Source organism: Nocardioides sp. SYSU D00038 (assembly GCF_016924665.1).
Taxonomy (GTDB): Bacteria; Actinomycetota; Actinomycetes; order Propionibacteriales; family Nocardioidaceae; genus Nocardioides.
Genome location: NZ_JAFFJT010000019.1, coordinates 48582 through 62443, shown reverse-complemented (window position 1 = coordinate 62443; position 13862 = coordinate 48582). Strand labels below are relative to the sequence as shown.

Below are 13862 nucleotides of genomic sequence, written 5' to 3'. Positions count from 1 at the left end.
CGCTCGGTCACGTGCGTCTGTGGAACTGGACCTTGCCGGTGGGCAGGTAGGCGGTCCGGTACGCGGGGTCGTGGGCGCGTTGGTGGTGTGAGGGGCAGAGGAGGACGCCGTCCTTGAGGTCGGTGTTGCCGCCGTCGGTCCAGCGGGTCTTGTGGTGGGCTTCGCAGGTGGATGCGGGTCGGTCGCAGCCTTCGCTGCGGCAGGTCTTCTGCTGGAGTCCGAGGGCGATGCGTTGCGGGGTGGTGAAGAGTCGTCGGGTGCGGCCGAGGTCGAGGACCTGGGACTGTCCGTCGAGGACGGCGGGGAGGAGTCCGGCTTCGCAGGCGAGGCGGCGGGCGGCGCCGGGGCTGATCCGGGTGCCGGTGTCGAGCTCGCACGCCGCGAGGCGTCCTTCAAGGACAGCGAGGGGGATGGTGACGACGACGGTGGCGTTGACGCCGCCGCGCTGCGGAAGCCGGTCTGCGGGGTAGCGGAGCACGTAGTCGCAGAACGCCTGGCCGAGCGTCTGCGAGGTGACCTTCCCGTGGGTGAGCGCGGCGTGGGCGAACAGCGCCTTCGTCAAGGCTTCGGCGTGCATGGTCGGGATCACGAACCGGCCGTGGGTCCGGCCCTCCCCGTCGTCGAGCATCGTGAGCTTGCACGCCTTCTCGGCCTCCCGCTCCTCACGCTCCAACGCCTTGGCCTCGGCTGCTTCGCCGACCTCGGGGCAGACGATGTCGAGGATCCGGTTGCCGAAGACGATGAGGTCCTTGGCGTCGTGATGCCGGGCCAGCTCGACCAGCTTGGCCTGTGCCTGCTCCCGGATCACGGCGTCCACGTCGTCGGGGAGCTTGGCGATCGCCCTGGCGATGACCTCGGCCTGCTCCAGCAGCAGCTCACCGCGTCCAAGCGCCTGCGCGACGACGGGCATGGTGTCGAGCTGCTCGGCCAGCCGCATCGTCCGCGACGCGTCCCGGCGGGTGGCGTGGGTCGCGACCGCCAACCACGCTGCGGTGCTGGTGGCGCCAGAGGCGGCTTCGACCTTCTGGGTCTGGGCATGCCTCGCGACCCTCAGCTTCAGCGCCGCCACCTGGGACTCGAGCTTGGCGATCTCGGTGAGGGTCTCTGCCGCTTCGGGGGCGGGCATGCTCCACAGCGGCAGCTCGCCCACGTCGTCCAACGTGGCGCGCACCTCGCCGACGGCGCGCGAGATGCGGTGCCGTCCGTGGGGTGTGGCCTTCGCTGTCATGCCTCTACCCAAGCACCCACCACCGACAGTCCCCGGCCTGGTTTCCGCGTTGCCCACAACGGGATTCGACGTTGTGACCCGATCGATACCGGGGTCGTCCGTCGCTCACCATTGGTTGAGGAAGTCGCGCTAGCGACTGTCTCGAACCCCGCCCGCCGACCGCCTCCGTCCCCACCGGAGGGCGTTCGTCGTACGAGGTTTCGAGACAGGACTTCGTCCTTGCTCAACCAGCGATACGCGAAGCCCGCGCAGTGCCGGCGGCGCGAGCTTGCGAGTGCCGGCAGTGCGCCGTACAGCAGGCCGACCGAGGCTCGCAGTCAAGGACGCCGAAGGCGCCGCAGGGAATCCTTGACGGCGAGCGTCGGCCTGCTAGCCGCGCGGGCGCCCCGAGTCACCACCGGAGCGACCCGACGCCCGAGCGAGGAAGGGCGTTCGGCTCACCGGGTTTCGAGGCTCGTCGCTAGCGACTGTCTCGAAACCCCCGCCGGCCGAACGCCCTCCGTCCCCAACGGATGCGCGTCGGGGTATCGCCGACCCGGCGCTTGTTGTCGCCGGCTTGCGCCGACCCGGCGTCAATTGACGACGGCTCGGCGAAACCTGGGTTGCCCGCCGGAGGGTTGCGGGAGGGTTGTCGTCTCACCGGGTTTCGAGACAGGCGTTGCACGCCTTCCTCAACCAGCGGTGGGCACGAGCGCCCGCGCACTGCTGGCGGCGCGAGCTTGCGAGTGCCGGCAGTGCGCCGTGACAGCAGGCCGACCGAGGCTCGCAGTCAAGGACGCCGAAGGCGCCGCAGGGAATCCTTGACGGCGAGCGTCGGCCTGCTAGCCGCGCGGGGGCCCCGAGTCACCACCGGCGTGACCCGAATCCCGAGCAAGGAGAGGCGTTCGTCTCGCCGGGTTTCGAGGCTCGTCGCTAGCGCTCCTCGCACCTCAACCAGCGCCAACCGCTGGTTGAGGAAGTCGCGCTAGCGACTGTCTCGAAACCCCCGCCGGCCGAACGCCCTGCGTCCCCGCCGGAGGGCTTTCGGCTCACCGGGTTTCGAGGCTCGTCGCTAGCGCTCCTCGCACCTCAACCAACGATCCGCGAAGCCCGCGCAGGCTGGCGGCGCGAGCTTGCGAGTGCCGGCAGTGCGCCGTACCAGCAGGCCGGCCGAGGCTCGCGGTCAAGGACGCCGAAGAGAGCGTTGGTCTCACCGCGTTTCGAGACAGGACTTCGTCCTTCCTCAACGACCGCAGACACCCGACCCATCAAACTGGAACCTGTTCTAGGATCGCCGGGTGCCCCACGGCTACGTGCAGGACGACATCTCCCCCGAGGAGCTGGAGCGCCAGCGTGCGCTCTACGGCCCGTTCACCCAGGCGGTCCGCGAGCTGGTCGACGCGACGATCCGCACCACCGTCGACGACGACGAGGTACGGCGGGCACAGGCGGAGATCGAGGCGATCACCGCCCGGCTGCGCAGCTCGCAGCTCGAGGGCTCGTACGGCGTGCGGTTCGGGCCCACCGGGCGCGGTCGTCCGTGGGGCAACACGGTGGTGGGGCTGCGCAACGCCTGCGCACCGCCCCTGGTCATCGACCACGACCCCAGCGCCAACGGCGACGTGTGGTCGGAGTTCCACCTCGGCGCGGCGTACGAGGGGCCACCGACCTTCGTGCACGGCGGCGTCTCGGCGCTGATCCTGGACCAGATGCTCGGCGAGGCCGCCGGCGCCGGCGGCCGGCCCGGGATGACCGCGACGATCACCATGACCTACCGGCGGCCCACGCCGCTCGGCGACCTGCGGGCCAAGGCGTGGATCGATCGGGTCGAGGACCACAAGACCTGGGCCCGGGGCCACATCGAGGACGCCGAGGGCGTCACCGTCGAGGCCGAGGGCCTCTTCGTGCTGCCGCGCTGGGCGCGCGAGCTCAAGGCGAAGCAGGACGCGGCGGACGAGCCGCCCAGCTACTTCGAGTAGTCCGGGTCAGGCGTTGACGCGGGACTGCGCGATCCGGCTGCCGCGGACGCCCTCGTCGGTGAGCCGGACCTCCTCGGCCGCCTGCTCCTCGAGCGCGGCTCGGCGTTCGGCCTCCAGGGCGGCGTCGAACTCGCCGGGCTCGGAGACCAGGTCGGTGGCGCCACGGCGGAGCCGGGCCAGCGCGTTGCGCCCGAAGATCTGCTGCTCGGTCGCCGTGCGCTCGGAGCGGCCGCGGCCCAGGAACGAGACCAGCCAGTGCAGCACCGCGGTGACCCGGTTCTTGAACCCGGTGATGTAGAAGAGGTGGACCGCCAGCCACATCAGCCAGGCCACGAAGCCGGTGAGCCGGATCTTGCCGACCAGCGCCACCGCCCGGAACCGGCTGATGGTGGCCATCGAGCCCTTGTCGAAGTACTTGAACGGCTTGGTGACCGGCTTGCCGCGCAGCCGGCCGTCGATCGACTTGGCGGCGTACTTCGCGCCCTGGATGGCGACCTGCGCCACGCCCGGGAGGTTGTCGAGGGCGATCATGTCGCCGACCACGAACACCTCGGGGTAGCCGGGCAGCGTGAGGTCGGGGTTGACGCCGATCCGACCGGCCCGGTCCAGCGGCGCACCCGTCTGCTCGGCCAGGATCTTGCCGAGCGGGCTGGCCTGCACGCCGGCGGCCCAGATCTTGGTGACGGCGTTGATCCGCTCGGTGGAGCCGTCCTTGTACTTCACGGTCAGGCCGCGCTCGTCGACGTCGGTGACCATGGCGCCGAGCATGACCTCGACGCCGAGGTCCTCGAGCCCCTTCTGGGCGTTGGCACCGAGCTTGGCGCCGAACGGCGGCAGCACCTGCGGCGCGGCGTCGACCAGGATCACCCGCGCGCTGCGGGTGTTGATCGCCCGGAAGTCGCGACGCAGGGTGCGGTGGGCCAGCTCGGCGATCTGGCCGGCCATCTCCACACCGGTGGGGCCGGCGCCGACGACGACGAAGGTGAGCAGGTGGTCGACGTTGTCGCCGCGCTGGGCGCCGAGCTCGGCCATCTCGAAGGCGCCGAAGATCCGGCCGCGCAGCTCGAGGGCGTCGTCGATGCTCTTCATGCCGGGGGCGAACTCGGAGAAGTGGTCGTTGCCGAAGTAGGACTGACCTGCACCGGCGGCCACGATGAGCGAGTCGTAGGGCACGACCGTCTCGCGGCCGAGCACGTGGGAGGTGACGGTCTGGGCGGCCAGGTCGATGTCGGTGACCTCGCCGAGCAGCACCTGGGCGTTCTTCTGCCCCGACAGCACCTCGCGGGTCGGCGGGGCGATCTCGCCCTCGCTGAGGATGCCGGTCGCCACTTGGTAGAGCAGCGGCTGGAACAGGTGGTGGGTGGTCTTGGCGACCATCGTGACGTCGACGTCGGAGCGTCGCAGCGCCTTGGTGCCGAACAGTCCGCCGAACCCGGAACCGATCACGACCACCTGGTGGCGGCCGGTGGTGCTCGTCGTCATGACATCCCTCTCTCGGACCTCGTCGATCCTCGCGCCTCCATTGTCCCGCGCGCGGGGCCTCATCCCCCAACCCGGGGGACGTCTCGTCGGTCACAGCCCCGGTGCCCGCCCAGCCGTCGGCGAGACACCACGGAAACCGTCGTACGTCGTGCTCGCGGCCACGGATCCGTGCCCCGAACTCGGCCGAAGACATCTGGTTTGCCTCCCGCGCACGCGGGGTAGATGCCGCGAGAATGTCTGCGTGGTGCCGTGTGGCGCCCCATGTCCCGCCCACCTCGACCCTGGAGACCCACCCGTGTCCCTCGACCGGCCGGCGCTGCCCCTGAGCACCGGAGCCCGCGGCGTGCAGGACGCCCGCCGCTGGGTGGTCGAGGCGTGCACCGACATCGGACGGCCCGACCTCGCCGAGTGCGCCCAGCTCGGCACCTCCGAGCTGGTCACCAACGCGCTGCTCCACGCCGACGCCCCCATCACCGTCCGGCTGCGCGGCACCCGCGAGCACCCGCGGATCGAGGTCCGCGACGGCTCCTCCGACCCGCCCCGCCTCCCCGTACCGCTGCCCGCCGGCAGCGACCCCGACGACCTGCTGCTGACCTTCGGCCGCGGGCTCACGATCGTGGCCCGGGCCTCCACCGCGTGGGGCGCCGACCTCGACGAGGAGGGCAAGGTCGTCTGGTTCACCCCGGCCCGCGACGTCGCCACCGGCGAGGGCGTGGAGGGCGTGATCACGGGCTGGCGTCCCCAGCGTCGACCCCATCGCCACGCCGCCGACCCGGACGCGGTCCGCGTGGAGATCCGCGGGATCCCGCTGGCGGCGTACGCCGGCTTCCAGCGGCACTTCCGCGAGCTGCGGCGCGAGGTCCGGCTGCTGGCGCTGGCCCACGAGGCGGAGTACCCGCTGGCCAAGAACCTCTCCGACCTGTTCGGCACCCTCGAGCGCCAGCTGCGTGACATCGCCGGCCTCGAGCGGGTCGAGGCTGCGCTGCAGGCAGGTCGGGAGACGACCGACGTCGAGGTCTCGGTGCCGCGCGGCGACGCGCGCACCCTCAACCGGTTCCTCGAGCTGCTCGACCTGGCCGACGAGTTCTGCCGCGAGGAGCGGCTGCTGTCGCTGGCCCGCAGCCCGGAGCAGCGCCGGTTCCAGGCCTGGTTCTTCGGGGAGTTCGTGCGCCAGGCCGCCGGCGAGGCTCCGGTGGCGTGGCACGTCCCGGCCGACGGGAGAAGCCGTAGCGTCGTCTCGTGACCTCCCCCTCGCCGCGTGCTCTCGCGGCGGTCGCCGTCGGGGGCGCGACGGGTGCGGTGCTGCGCTGGGCCGCCACCGACGCCGTGCCCGACAGCGGTGGCTGGCCGTGGACGACCTTCGCGGTGAACGTCAGCGGTGCGCTGCTGCTCGCCCTGCTTCCGGCGGCCCCGGCCGTACGCCGCTCCGAGGTGCTCGCCGCCGGGCTCGGCCCCGGGCTGCTCGGCGGCTGGACCACGCTGTCGGCGACCTCCGAGCAGGGCCGGGCGCTGGTCGACGCCGGACGACCGGGTCTCGCGGCGGCGTACCTGGTCGGCACGCTGGTGGCCGGGCTGGCCGCGGTGGCGCTCGGCAGCCGGCTCGCGACCCGCGGCGGCCCGCGGTGACCGCGCTGCTGGTGGCGCTGGGGGCCGCCGTGGGCGCGCCATTGCGCTTCCTGCTGGCCTCGTGGTGGGACCGGCCGGAGTGGGCGTGTGGCACCTTCGCGGTCAACACGTCCGGTTCGCTGCTGCTCGGGTTGCTCGCCGGCGCGTCGGTCGACGGCGACGCGCTCGCCCTGCTCGGCACCGGGCTGTGCGGCGGGTTCACGACGTACTCGTCGTTCGCGGTACAGACCCACGCGGCCGGCCCGCGCCGCGGCGGCCTCTACGCCGCCGCCACGATCGGCTGCGGCCTGGCCGCGTGCGCGCTCGGCTTCGTGGTGGTCGCCTGAGTCAGGCGTAGCCGAGCTCGTGGAGCCGGGCGTCGTCGATCCCGAAGTGGTGGGCCACCTCGTGCACGACGGTGATCCGGACCTCCTCGACCAGCTCCTCCTCCGACTCGCACATGTCGAGCAGCGGCCCGCGGAAGATGAAGATCCGGTCGGGCAGCTGGGGCAGCAGGCTGCTGTCGCGCTCGGTCAGCGCCACGCCGTCGTAGAGGCCCAGGAGGTCGTCGGGCTCGTGCTCGGGCGGCTCGTCCTCCACCAGCACGACGACGTTGCGCACCAGGCCGGCCAGCTCGTCGGGGATCCCGTCGAGGGCGCGGTCGACCAGCTCGTCGAAGCGCTCCGGCTCGATGTCGATGGGCACCCGGTCATTGTCGCAACCCCGGGAAGCGGAGGTGGAGATGCGCGACCGGGGCCCAGCCTCGCAGTGGAGGTGGACCCCGGTCGGTAGCGACCCCGACGGGACTCGAACCCGCGGCCTCCGCCGTGACAGGGCGGCGCGCTAACCAACTGCGCTACGGGGCCAGGACTGCTCGGTGAGGAGCGGTGGAACTCTAACCCACGGACCCGGCGCCGTCCCAATCGGGGCGGAGCCCCGCGACCCGGGAGCAGGGCCGGTCGTGTGCGTAGCACCCCCAACGGGATTCGAACCCGTGCTACCGCCGTGAAAGGGCGGGGTCCTGGGCCGCTAGACGATGGGGGCCCGTCGTGCCCGCACAGCATATGGGCGGCGCCGGGGCCGCCACAAAGCCGGCGGTCCCCGGACCCGACCGCGATTCGGACAGGCCGCACCGGCTCGGGTAAGGTTTCGACTCGCTCGGGCAGGTAGCTCAGTTGGTACGAGCGTCCGCCTGAAAAGTGGAAGGTCGGCGGTTCGACCCCGCCCCTGCCCACGAGCAAGCACGGGTCTCCGGACCTGCAGAGCGCCCCCGCCGACTCCGGCGGGGGCGTTCGTGCTTCCCCGGGTGAGATCGGGTACCGGGCCGGACCGCCAGGACGGTCACCCGAGAGGACGCCGCCGCATGCCCGAGGGACACACCGTGCACCGCTTGGCCCGCGACCTCGCCGAGCTCAGCGGCGGGCCGGTGGCGGCCCGGTCGCCGCAGGGCCGGTTCGCCGAGGGCGCGGCCGCCGTCGACGGCGCGGTGCTCCGCGGCGCCGACGCGGTGGGCAAGCACCTCCTGCTCGACCTGCTGCCGGCGGGCGTCGTGCACGTGCACCTCGGCATGCGCGGGATCTTCCTGCGCGGCGACGACCCGGGGCGAGACCCGATGCCGCAGACCCGGCTCCGGCTCGCCTCCGACCGGGTGGCGTGGGACCTGGTCGCGCCCAGCACCTGCGAGCTGCTCGACGAGGCCGGGGTCGCGATCCTGACCGACCGGCTCGGGCCCGACCCACTGCGGCTCGACGCCGACGTCGGCCGGGTGCTCTCGTCGTGGGCGGCCGACGGCCGCCCGATCGGCACGGTGCTGCTCGACCAGGCGGTCGTCGCCGGCGTCGGCAACGTGTTCCGCGCCGAGGCGCTGCACGCCGTCGGGATCCACCCCACCCGCCCCGCCCGCAACCTGGACGAGGAGCAGCGGCACCGGCTCTGGGAGGTGCTCCGGACGATGATGGCGACCGCCGTCGAGGACGGCCGGATCGTCACCGTCGACGGCCCCGACCGGCTCAGCGTGCCCGAGGCGGAGGCGCGCCGGGTCTACAAGCAGGAGCACTGCCGCGACTGTGGCGCCCCGGTCGTCGTGAGCCAGGTGGGCGGCCGGACGGCGTACCACTGCCCGGTCGAGCAGCCCGACGACGGAGGGGCGTGAGCGTGCAGACCTTCCTGCCGTACGCCGACTTCGAGCGCTCCGCCCGCGCCCTCGACCCCAAGCGCCTCGGCAAGCAGCGGGTGGAGACCATCCAGGTGGTGCGCGCGCTGACCCGGCCGGGCTACGGCTGGGCCAACCACCCAGCCGTGCTGATGTGGAAGGGGCACGAGGAGGCGCTCGGCCGCTACGGCGTCACCTGCTGCGCGGTCTGGACCGAGCTCGGCTTCGGCGACACCTGCGCGCTCACCATCACCACCGACCTCCGCGCGGCCGGCGTCGCCACCCTCCGCAGCCAGGATGAGCTGGCCGGGGCCGGCCTGCTGCCCCCCTGGCTGGGCGACGAGGCGGTGCACCGCAGCCACCGCTCCGCCTTGGTGCGCAAGGACCCCGAGTTCTACCGGCCGCTCTTCCCCGACGTCCCCGACGACCTGCCGTACCACTGGCCGGTGCGCTCCGAGGCGGCCGTCGAGGCCGAGCGGCGCAGGGCGGAGAACGCCGAGAAGCGCCGGCTGCGGGTGATCGAGCGGCAGCGGCTCGAGGCCGAGCGGCTCCGGCGGCGGCGCAGCCGGGCGGCCCGCAAGGCCTGGGTGACCCGCCGCCGCAACCTGGCCCGCGAGGCCGGCGACGAGCGCTGACCCGGTCAGGCCGGCCCGGCCGGGCCCGACGATCGGCCCGACGACCGGCCCGACGAGGGCGCGGCCCGCAGGTGCGCGCGCTCGCCCTGCTTGCCGATCAGGCTGAGGAACTCCACCGGTCCCGCGCTGGTCGCGCCGAACCAGTGCGGCGTGCGGGTGTCGAACTCGGCCGCCTCGCCCGGCTTGAGCGTCAGGTCGTGCTCGCCCAGCACCAGGCGCAGGGTGCCGTCGAGGACGTAGACCCAGTCGTAGCCCTCGTGGGTGCGCAGCACCGGCTGGTCGTCGTCGCGGCCCCGCGGCTTGACGAACTTGTAGGCCTGGATGCCGCCGGCCCGCCGGCTCAGCGGCAGCACCGTGGAGCCGTCGCCGGTGGTGATCGGGCGGAGGTTGATCCGCGGGTCGCCGGTGGGTGGGGCGTCGACCAGCTCGTCGAGCGTGACGCCGTGCACCCGGGCCAGCGGCAGCAGCTGCTCCAAGGTCGGACGACGCAGGCCGGCCTCGAGCCGGGACAGGGTGCTGACCGAGATGCCGGTCAGGTCGGACAGGTCGGCGAGCGTGATGTCGCGGCGCTGGCGCAGCAGCTTCAGCCGCGGGCCCACCGCGTCGAGGGTGCGATCGGTGGTGTCGTCCATCGCGCGTCTCTTTTCCGTTCGGCAACATTCTTTGCTTCTCGGCATCCATGCTCGCACGCTGGCGAGGTGACCGCATCCAGGAGGACCCCATGACCGACCCCGACAGCCCGCCCGACTTCGACCGGGAGTTCTGGCAGCAGCACTGGCGCGACCGCCCCGGCGGCCCCGGCTCGGTGGCCACCAACCCACCGAACCCCCACCTCGTCCGCGAGGTCGCCGAGCTGTCACCCGGCACCGCGCTAGACGCCGGCTGCGGCGCGGGAGCCGAGGCGACCTGGCTCGCCGCGGCCGGCTGGCGGGTCACGGCCGTCGACATCTCCGGCGAGGCCCTGGCCCGGGCCGCCGAGCGCGCGTCCGGCCGCACCGCCCCCGGCACCGTGGCGTGGGAGGTCGCCGACCTGGCCACCTGGACGCCGTCGACCCGCTTCGACCTCGTGACCACCCACTACGCCCACGCCGCGATCCCGCAGCTCGACCTCTACGGCCGGCTGGTCGAGTGGGTCGCCCCGGGCGGCACCCTGCTCGTCGTGGCGCACCGCCACCGCCACGGCACCGGGCACGGCCACGGGCACGCGAGCGAGGGCCCGAACCCCCCGCCCGAGGCCTCGGTCACCGCCGCCAGCGTCGTGGCCCGCCTCGACCCCGCCGACTGGGAGGTCACGACGGCCTTGGAACCCGACCGCACCCTGCCCGCCGGCGACGGCCGCGAGGTCACGCTCCACGACGTCGTCGTGCGCGCCACCCGCCGCACCCGCTCCTGATCACACCGGCGGACCGGGGAAGCGGTGGCCCGGGTTCGACGTTCACCCCCCATGACCACCATCGGACTCATCGGAAGCGGCCACATCGGACAGGCCATCGCGCGGCAGGCCGTGGCCCACGGCTACGACGTCGTGCTCAGCAACTCGCGCGGGCCGGAGACGCTCGCCGACCTGGTCGCCGAGCTCGGCGACCGGGCCCGAGCGGCGACGCCCGCCGAGGCCGGGCGCGCCGGCGACGTCGTCGTGGTGACCATCCCGTTCAAGGCCTACGAGCAGGTGCCGGTGGAGCCGCTCGCCGGCAAGGTCGTGATCGACACCAACAACTACTACTGGGAGCGCGACGGCCACTACGCCGAGATCGACGAGGGCCGCACCGCCCCGAGCGAGCTGCTGGCCGCGCACCTGCCGACCTCGCGGGTGGTCAAGGCGTTCAACGCGATCGCCGCCGCCCAGATCGGCACCGCCGGCACCCCGCCCGGCACCGCCGGTCGCCGGGCCCTGCCCATCGCCGGCGACGACGTCGAGGCCAAGGCCGTCGTCGCCGGGGTCATCGACGCGTTCGGCTTCGACGTGGTCGACGCCGGCCCCCTCGTCGAGGGCCGGCGCTTCGACCGCGACAGGCCCGCCTACGGCGCCGAGCTCGACGCCGACGCGCTGCGCGAGGCGATCGCCCGCGGCTGAGCGGCCTACGCCGCCGCGGTCCGCCCGCGGGGGAGCCGCACCGCCCACGTCGCGGCGCCGACGGTCGCGGCCACCGAGGTGACCAGCACGGCCCCGCTCAGCAGCGCGTAGGTGGGCAGGTCGACGACCGGCAGGTGCCAGCCGAGCAGCCCGGCGCTGACCCCGACGACGGCCGGCACCACGGCCGCGGTGCCGATCACCCAGGCCAGCAGGCCGGTGAGCACCGACTCCACCAGGGTCATCCGCACCAGCTGGCGCCGGGTGGCCCCGGTGCGGTGCAGCAGCGCCAGCTCGGCGCGCCGCCCGGCCGTCGAGAGCACCAGCGCGGTCGCCGCGCCGAGCCCGACGAAGACGAGCAGGGCCAGGAGCAGCACGGTCGAGAGCCGCTGCAGGGCCGCGTCGGCGCTGACCACCGAGGCGGCGTACCCCTCGGCCGTGGCGACGCCGAGCTCGAGCCCGCGCAGGGCCCCGGTGGCGGCGGGGTCGTCGGCGTCGACGAGCAGCGTGGTCGCGGCGGGGGCGCCGCCGAGGGCGGCGACGGTGGACGTGTCGGTGAGGTAGTCGCCCAGGCCGAGCCCACGGTCGTAGACCGCGACCACGTCGAGCCGGTGCTCGGCGCCCTCGACCCGCACCGGCACGGCGTCGCCGAGGTCGAGCCCCAGCTCGAACGCCGCGTCGGAGCTGACGGCCACGGTGCCCGGCTCGGCCAGGGCCGCCAGCGACCCCTCGGTGACGCCGGGGTCGAGCACGTCGCGCGGCACGTCGGCCGGCACGGCGCGCAGCGACGTGCGCTCCCAGACCAGGCCGTCGGGCAGGTCGTCGGAGTCGGTGCGCACCTCGGCGGGCGTGTCGGTGAGGGGTACGACGCGCGCCAGACCCGGCAGGGCGGTGGCCTCGCGCACCCGGTCGGGCGTGGTGGCGCCGGTGACGACCAGGTCGGCGCCCAGGGCCGCGGTCAGCTGCTGACCGGCGGCCTCGGCGACGGACCGGTCCACGCTGGTCTGGATGGTGCCGGTGGCGAGGGCGAGGGCCAGCGGCACGACGACCGTGGTCAGCCGGCGCGAGTAGCCGCGCAGGTTGTGCAGCGCCAGCCGGGTCGGCGCGCCGGTGCGCGCACCCGGGAGCCGCGAGGCGCGGCCGAAGGTCGCCGCGACCAGCAGCGGGCCGGCCAGGCACGCCGCCGCGACCAGCAGGAAGGCCGACGTCGCGGCGCTCGCGGCGCCGATCGTGCCCGGCACGACGAGCGGGCTGAACGCGGCGGCGAGGCCGGCGACGGCGCCGGCGACGGCGAGCCAGCGGCGCACCCCGCCGATACCGGGCGCCTCGTGGGCGCTGTCGCGCACGGCCTCGGTGGGCGAGGAGCGCAGGGTCTCGCGGGCGGCCAGCCGGCCGGCGAGCAGCGCGGTCGGCAGCAGCAGGGCCACCGCGCCGAGGGCGGGGAGCGGGGAGATCGCGAGCTCGCCGCCCGGGGCGAGCACGCCGGCGTCGACCAGCAGCGGCACCAGCCGCCGAGCCAGGAGGACGCCTGGCAGCGCGCCGAGCGGCACCGCGACCCCGGCCACGAGCAGCACCTCGCGCGAGACCTGCTGGCGCACCTGCCCGCGGGTCGCGCCGACCGTGCGCAGCAGCGCCAGCTCGCGGCGGCGACCGCGCAGCGCGAGGGTCACGGTGGTCGCGGTGACGAGCAGCACCACGACCAGCGCGGTGCCGGCGTACGACGACGCGAGGGCGGTCAGCAGGCCGCCGTCGACGCCCGGTGCGGCGCGCAGACCCGACTCGAGCAGCACGCCGACCATCGACACCACGGCCCCGGCCGCGGCCAGCACCAGGGCGGTGCCGGACAGGCCGGCGCGGTGGGCCCGGGCACCGGAGAGGGCCAGGCCCCACGGACCGGTCATCGGCCCAGGCCCAGCATGCGCGCGGTGACCTGCTCGACGGTGGGGGCGAGCAGCTCGTCGACGACCAGGCCGTCGGCGAGCAGCACCACCCGCTCGGCGGCCGCGGCCACCACGCTGTCGTGGGTGACCAGGACGACGGTCTGGTCGAGCCGCCGGGCGGTGTCGCGCAGCAGCTCGAGCACCTGCGCCCCGGTGCGCGAGTCCAGCGCCCCGGTGGGCTCGTCGGCGAAGACGACCGTGGGGCGGGTGACCAGGGCGCGGGCGATGGCGACCCGCTGCGCCTGGCCGCCGGAGAGCTCGCCGGGCAGCCGGCCGGTCAGGCCGGTGAGGCCCAGCGACCCGACCAGCTCGGCCAGCCAGGCCTCGTCGGTGCTGCGCCCGCCGAGCACCAGCGGGAGCTCGATGTTGGCGCGCACGTCGAGGTGGCCGATCAGGTTGTAGGACTGGAAGACGAAGCCGACCTGCTCACGCCGGAGCCGGGTCAGCCGGTCGGGCGAGAGCCCGGCGGTGTCCTGGTCGCCGATGACGACCCGGCCGCGGGTCGGCTGGTCGAGGCCGGCGGCGACGTTGAGGAGCGTCGACTTGCCCGAGCCCGACTGGCCCATGATCGCGGTGACGGTGCCGCGGCCGAGGTCGAGCGTGACGCCGCGGAGGGCCGCGACCGGCGTCGCGCCGGCGTAGGTCTTGTGCACGTCGACGAGCCGGACGGCCGGCTGCGTCGTCGTGCGCGGGAGGGTGGTGGTGTGGATGTCCATGTCGTCGACGCTAGGCAGCGCGAGGGGCCGCCACGAGCCGCGCAGGAACGCATTGCGGGGCTTGCATCCTTCGGT

General features: G+C 74.2%; 14 protein-coding genes and 3 tRNA genes. 9 read left to right on the top strand and 8 right to left on the bottom strand.

Annotated features, from left to right (window positions below; translation table 11 throughout):
* Positions 1-7: 7 nt before the first annotated feature.
* Complete coding sequence (locus JT721_RS11880; protein ID WP_205473352.1) at positions 8-1228, bottom strand: HNH endonuclease signature motif containing protein; 1221 nt, start codon at positions 1226-1228, stop codon at positions 8-10.
* Positions 1229-2505: 1277 nt separating this feature from the next.
* Between JT721_RS11880 and JT721_RS11875 the strand changes: the two genes are divergently transcribed.
* The gene (locus JT721_RS11875) at positions 2506-3186 is read left to right on the top strand and encodes a PaaI family thioesterase (RefSeq protein ID WP_205473351.1); all 681 of its coding nucleotides are present in this window, start codon (positions 2506-2508) and stop codon (positions 3184-3186) included.
* A gap of 6 nt (positions 3187-3192) precedes the next feature.
* On the opposite strand, the gene JT721_RS11870 is transcribed toward JT721_RS11875, so the two are convergent.
* Positions 3193-4668, bottom strand: coding sequence for an NAD(P)/FAD-dependent oxidoreductase (locus tag JT721_RS11870; protein ID WP_205473350.1), 1476 nt, complete (start codon positions 4666-4668; stop codon positions 3193-3195).
* A 295-nt stretch (positions 4669-4963) separates the two neighbouring features.
* Between JT721_RS11870 and JT721_RS11865 the strand changes: the two genes are divergently transcribed.
* From JT721_RS11865 to JT721_RS11855, 3 genes are read left to right on the top strand one after another with little or no spacing between them, the layout of a single operon-like run.
* The gene (locus JT721_RS11865; RefSeq protein WP_205473349.1) at positions 4964-5911 is read left to right on the top strand and encodes an ATP-binding protein; all 948 of its coding nucleotides are present in this window, start codon (positions 4964-4966) and stop codon (positions 5909-5911) included.
* Positions 5908-6294, top strand: coding sequence for a CrcB family protein (locus JT721_RS11860; protein WP_205473348.1), 387 nt, complete (start codon positions 5908-5910; stop codon positions 6292-6294). The genes JT721_RS11865 and JT721_RS11860 overlap by 4 nt, the downstream gene beginning before the upstream one ends.
* Positions 6291-6620, top strand: coding sequence for a CrcB family protein (locus JT721_RS11855; RefSeq protein WP_205473347.1), 330 nt, complete (start codon positions 6291-6293; stop codon positions 6618-6620). Before JT721_RS11860 ends, JT721_RS11855 begins: the two co-directional genes overlap by 4 nt.
* A gap of 1 nt (position 6621) precedes the next feature.
* Here the strand turns inward: JT721_RS11855 and JT721_RS11850 are convergent, their stop codons facing one another.
* The 3 genes from JT721_RS11850 to JT721_RS11840 all read right to left on the bottom strand — a co-directional run bounded on the left by JT721_RS11850 (position 6622) and on the right by JT721_RS11840 (position 7317).
* Positions 6622-6978, bottom strand: a complete 357-nt coding sequence (locus JT721_RS11850) for a metallopeptidase family protein (RefSeq protein ID WP_205473346.1) — start codon at positions 6976-6978, stop codon at positions 6622-6624.
* Positions 6979-7065: 87 nt separating this feature from the next.
* Positions 7066-7139 (bottom strand) — tRNA-Asp (locus JT721_RS11845).
* A 105-nt stretch (positions 7140-7244) separates the two neighbouring features.
* A tRNA-Glu gene (locus JT721_RS11840) sits at positions 7245-7317 on the bottom strand.
* 116 nt (positions 7318-7433) lie between these two features.
* Here JT721_RS11840 and JT721_RS11835 point away from each other — a divergent pair.
* From JT721_RS11835 to JT721_RS11825, 3 genes are all read left to right on the top strand, one after another.
* Positions 7434-7507 (top strand) — tRNA-Phe (locus JT721_RS11835).
* 129 nt (positions 7508-7636) lie between these two features.
* Positions 7637-8425: an Fpg/Nei family DNA glycosylase gene (locus tag JT721_RS11830; RefSeq protein ID WP_205473345.1), complete on the top strand. Its 789-nt coding sequence runs from the start codon at positions 7637-7639 to the stop codon at positions 8423-8425.
* Positions 8422-9060, top strand: coding sequence for an MSMEG_6728 family protein (locus tag JT721_RS11825; RefSeq protein WP_307828013.1), 639 nt, complete (start codon positions 8422-8424; stop codon positions 9058-9060). The genes JT721_RS11830 and JT721_RS11825 overlap by 4 nt, the downstream gene beginning before the upstream one ends.
* A 5-nt stretch (positions 9061-9065) precedes the next feature.
* Here the strand turns inward: JT721_RS11825 and JT721_RS11820 are convergent, their stop codons facing one another.
* Positions 9066-9692, bottom strand: coding sequence for a helix-turn-helix domain-containing protein (locus tag JT721_RS11820; RefSeq protein WP_205473344.1), 627 nt, complete (start codon positions 9690-9692; stop codon positions 9066-9068).
* A gap of 89 nt (positions 9693-9781) precedes the next feature.
* Between JT721_RS11820 and JT721_RS11815 the strand changes: the two genes are divergently transcribed.
* Together JT721_RS11815 and JT721_RS11810 are read left to right on the top strand one after the other, a co-directional pair.
* Positions 9782-10453, top strand: coding sequence for a class I SAM-dependent methyltransferase (locus tag JT721_RS11815; RefSeq protein WP_205473343.1), 672 nt, complete (start codon positions 9782-9784; stop codon positions 10451-10453).
* Between the two features lie 51 nt (positions 10454-10504).
* A complete protein-coding gene (locus JT721_RS11810; RefSeq protein WP_205473342.1) occupies positions 10505-11134 on the top strand; it encodes an NADPH-dependent F420 reductase in 630 nt (209 codons plus the stop codon).
* 5 nt (positions 11135-11139) lie between these two features.
* Here JT721_RS11810 and JT721_RS11805 read toward each other — a convergent pair whose 3' ends face one another.
* Together JT721_RS11805 and JT721_RS11800 are read right to left on the bottom strand one after the other, a co-directional pair.
* Positions 11140-13032, bottom strand: a complete 1893-nt coding sequence (locus JT721_RS11805) for an FtsX-like permease family protein (protein WP_205473341.1) — start codon at positions 13030-13032, stop codon at positions 11140-11142.
* Entirely contained in the window at positions 13029-13787 is a 759-nt protein-coding gene (locus JT721_RS11800) for an ABC transporter ATP-binding protein (protein ID WP_205473340.1), read from the bottom strand. Before JT721_RS11800 ends, JT721_RS11805 begins: the two co-directional genes overlap by 4 nt.
* Positions 13788-13862: the final 75 nt, after the last annotated feature.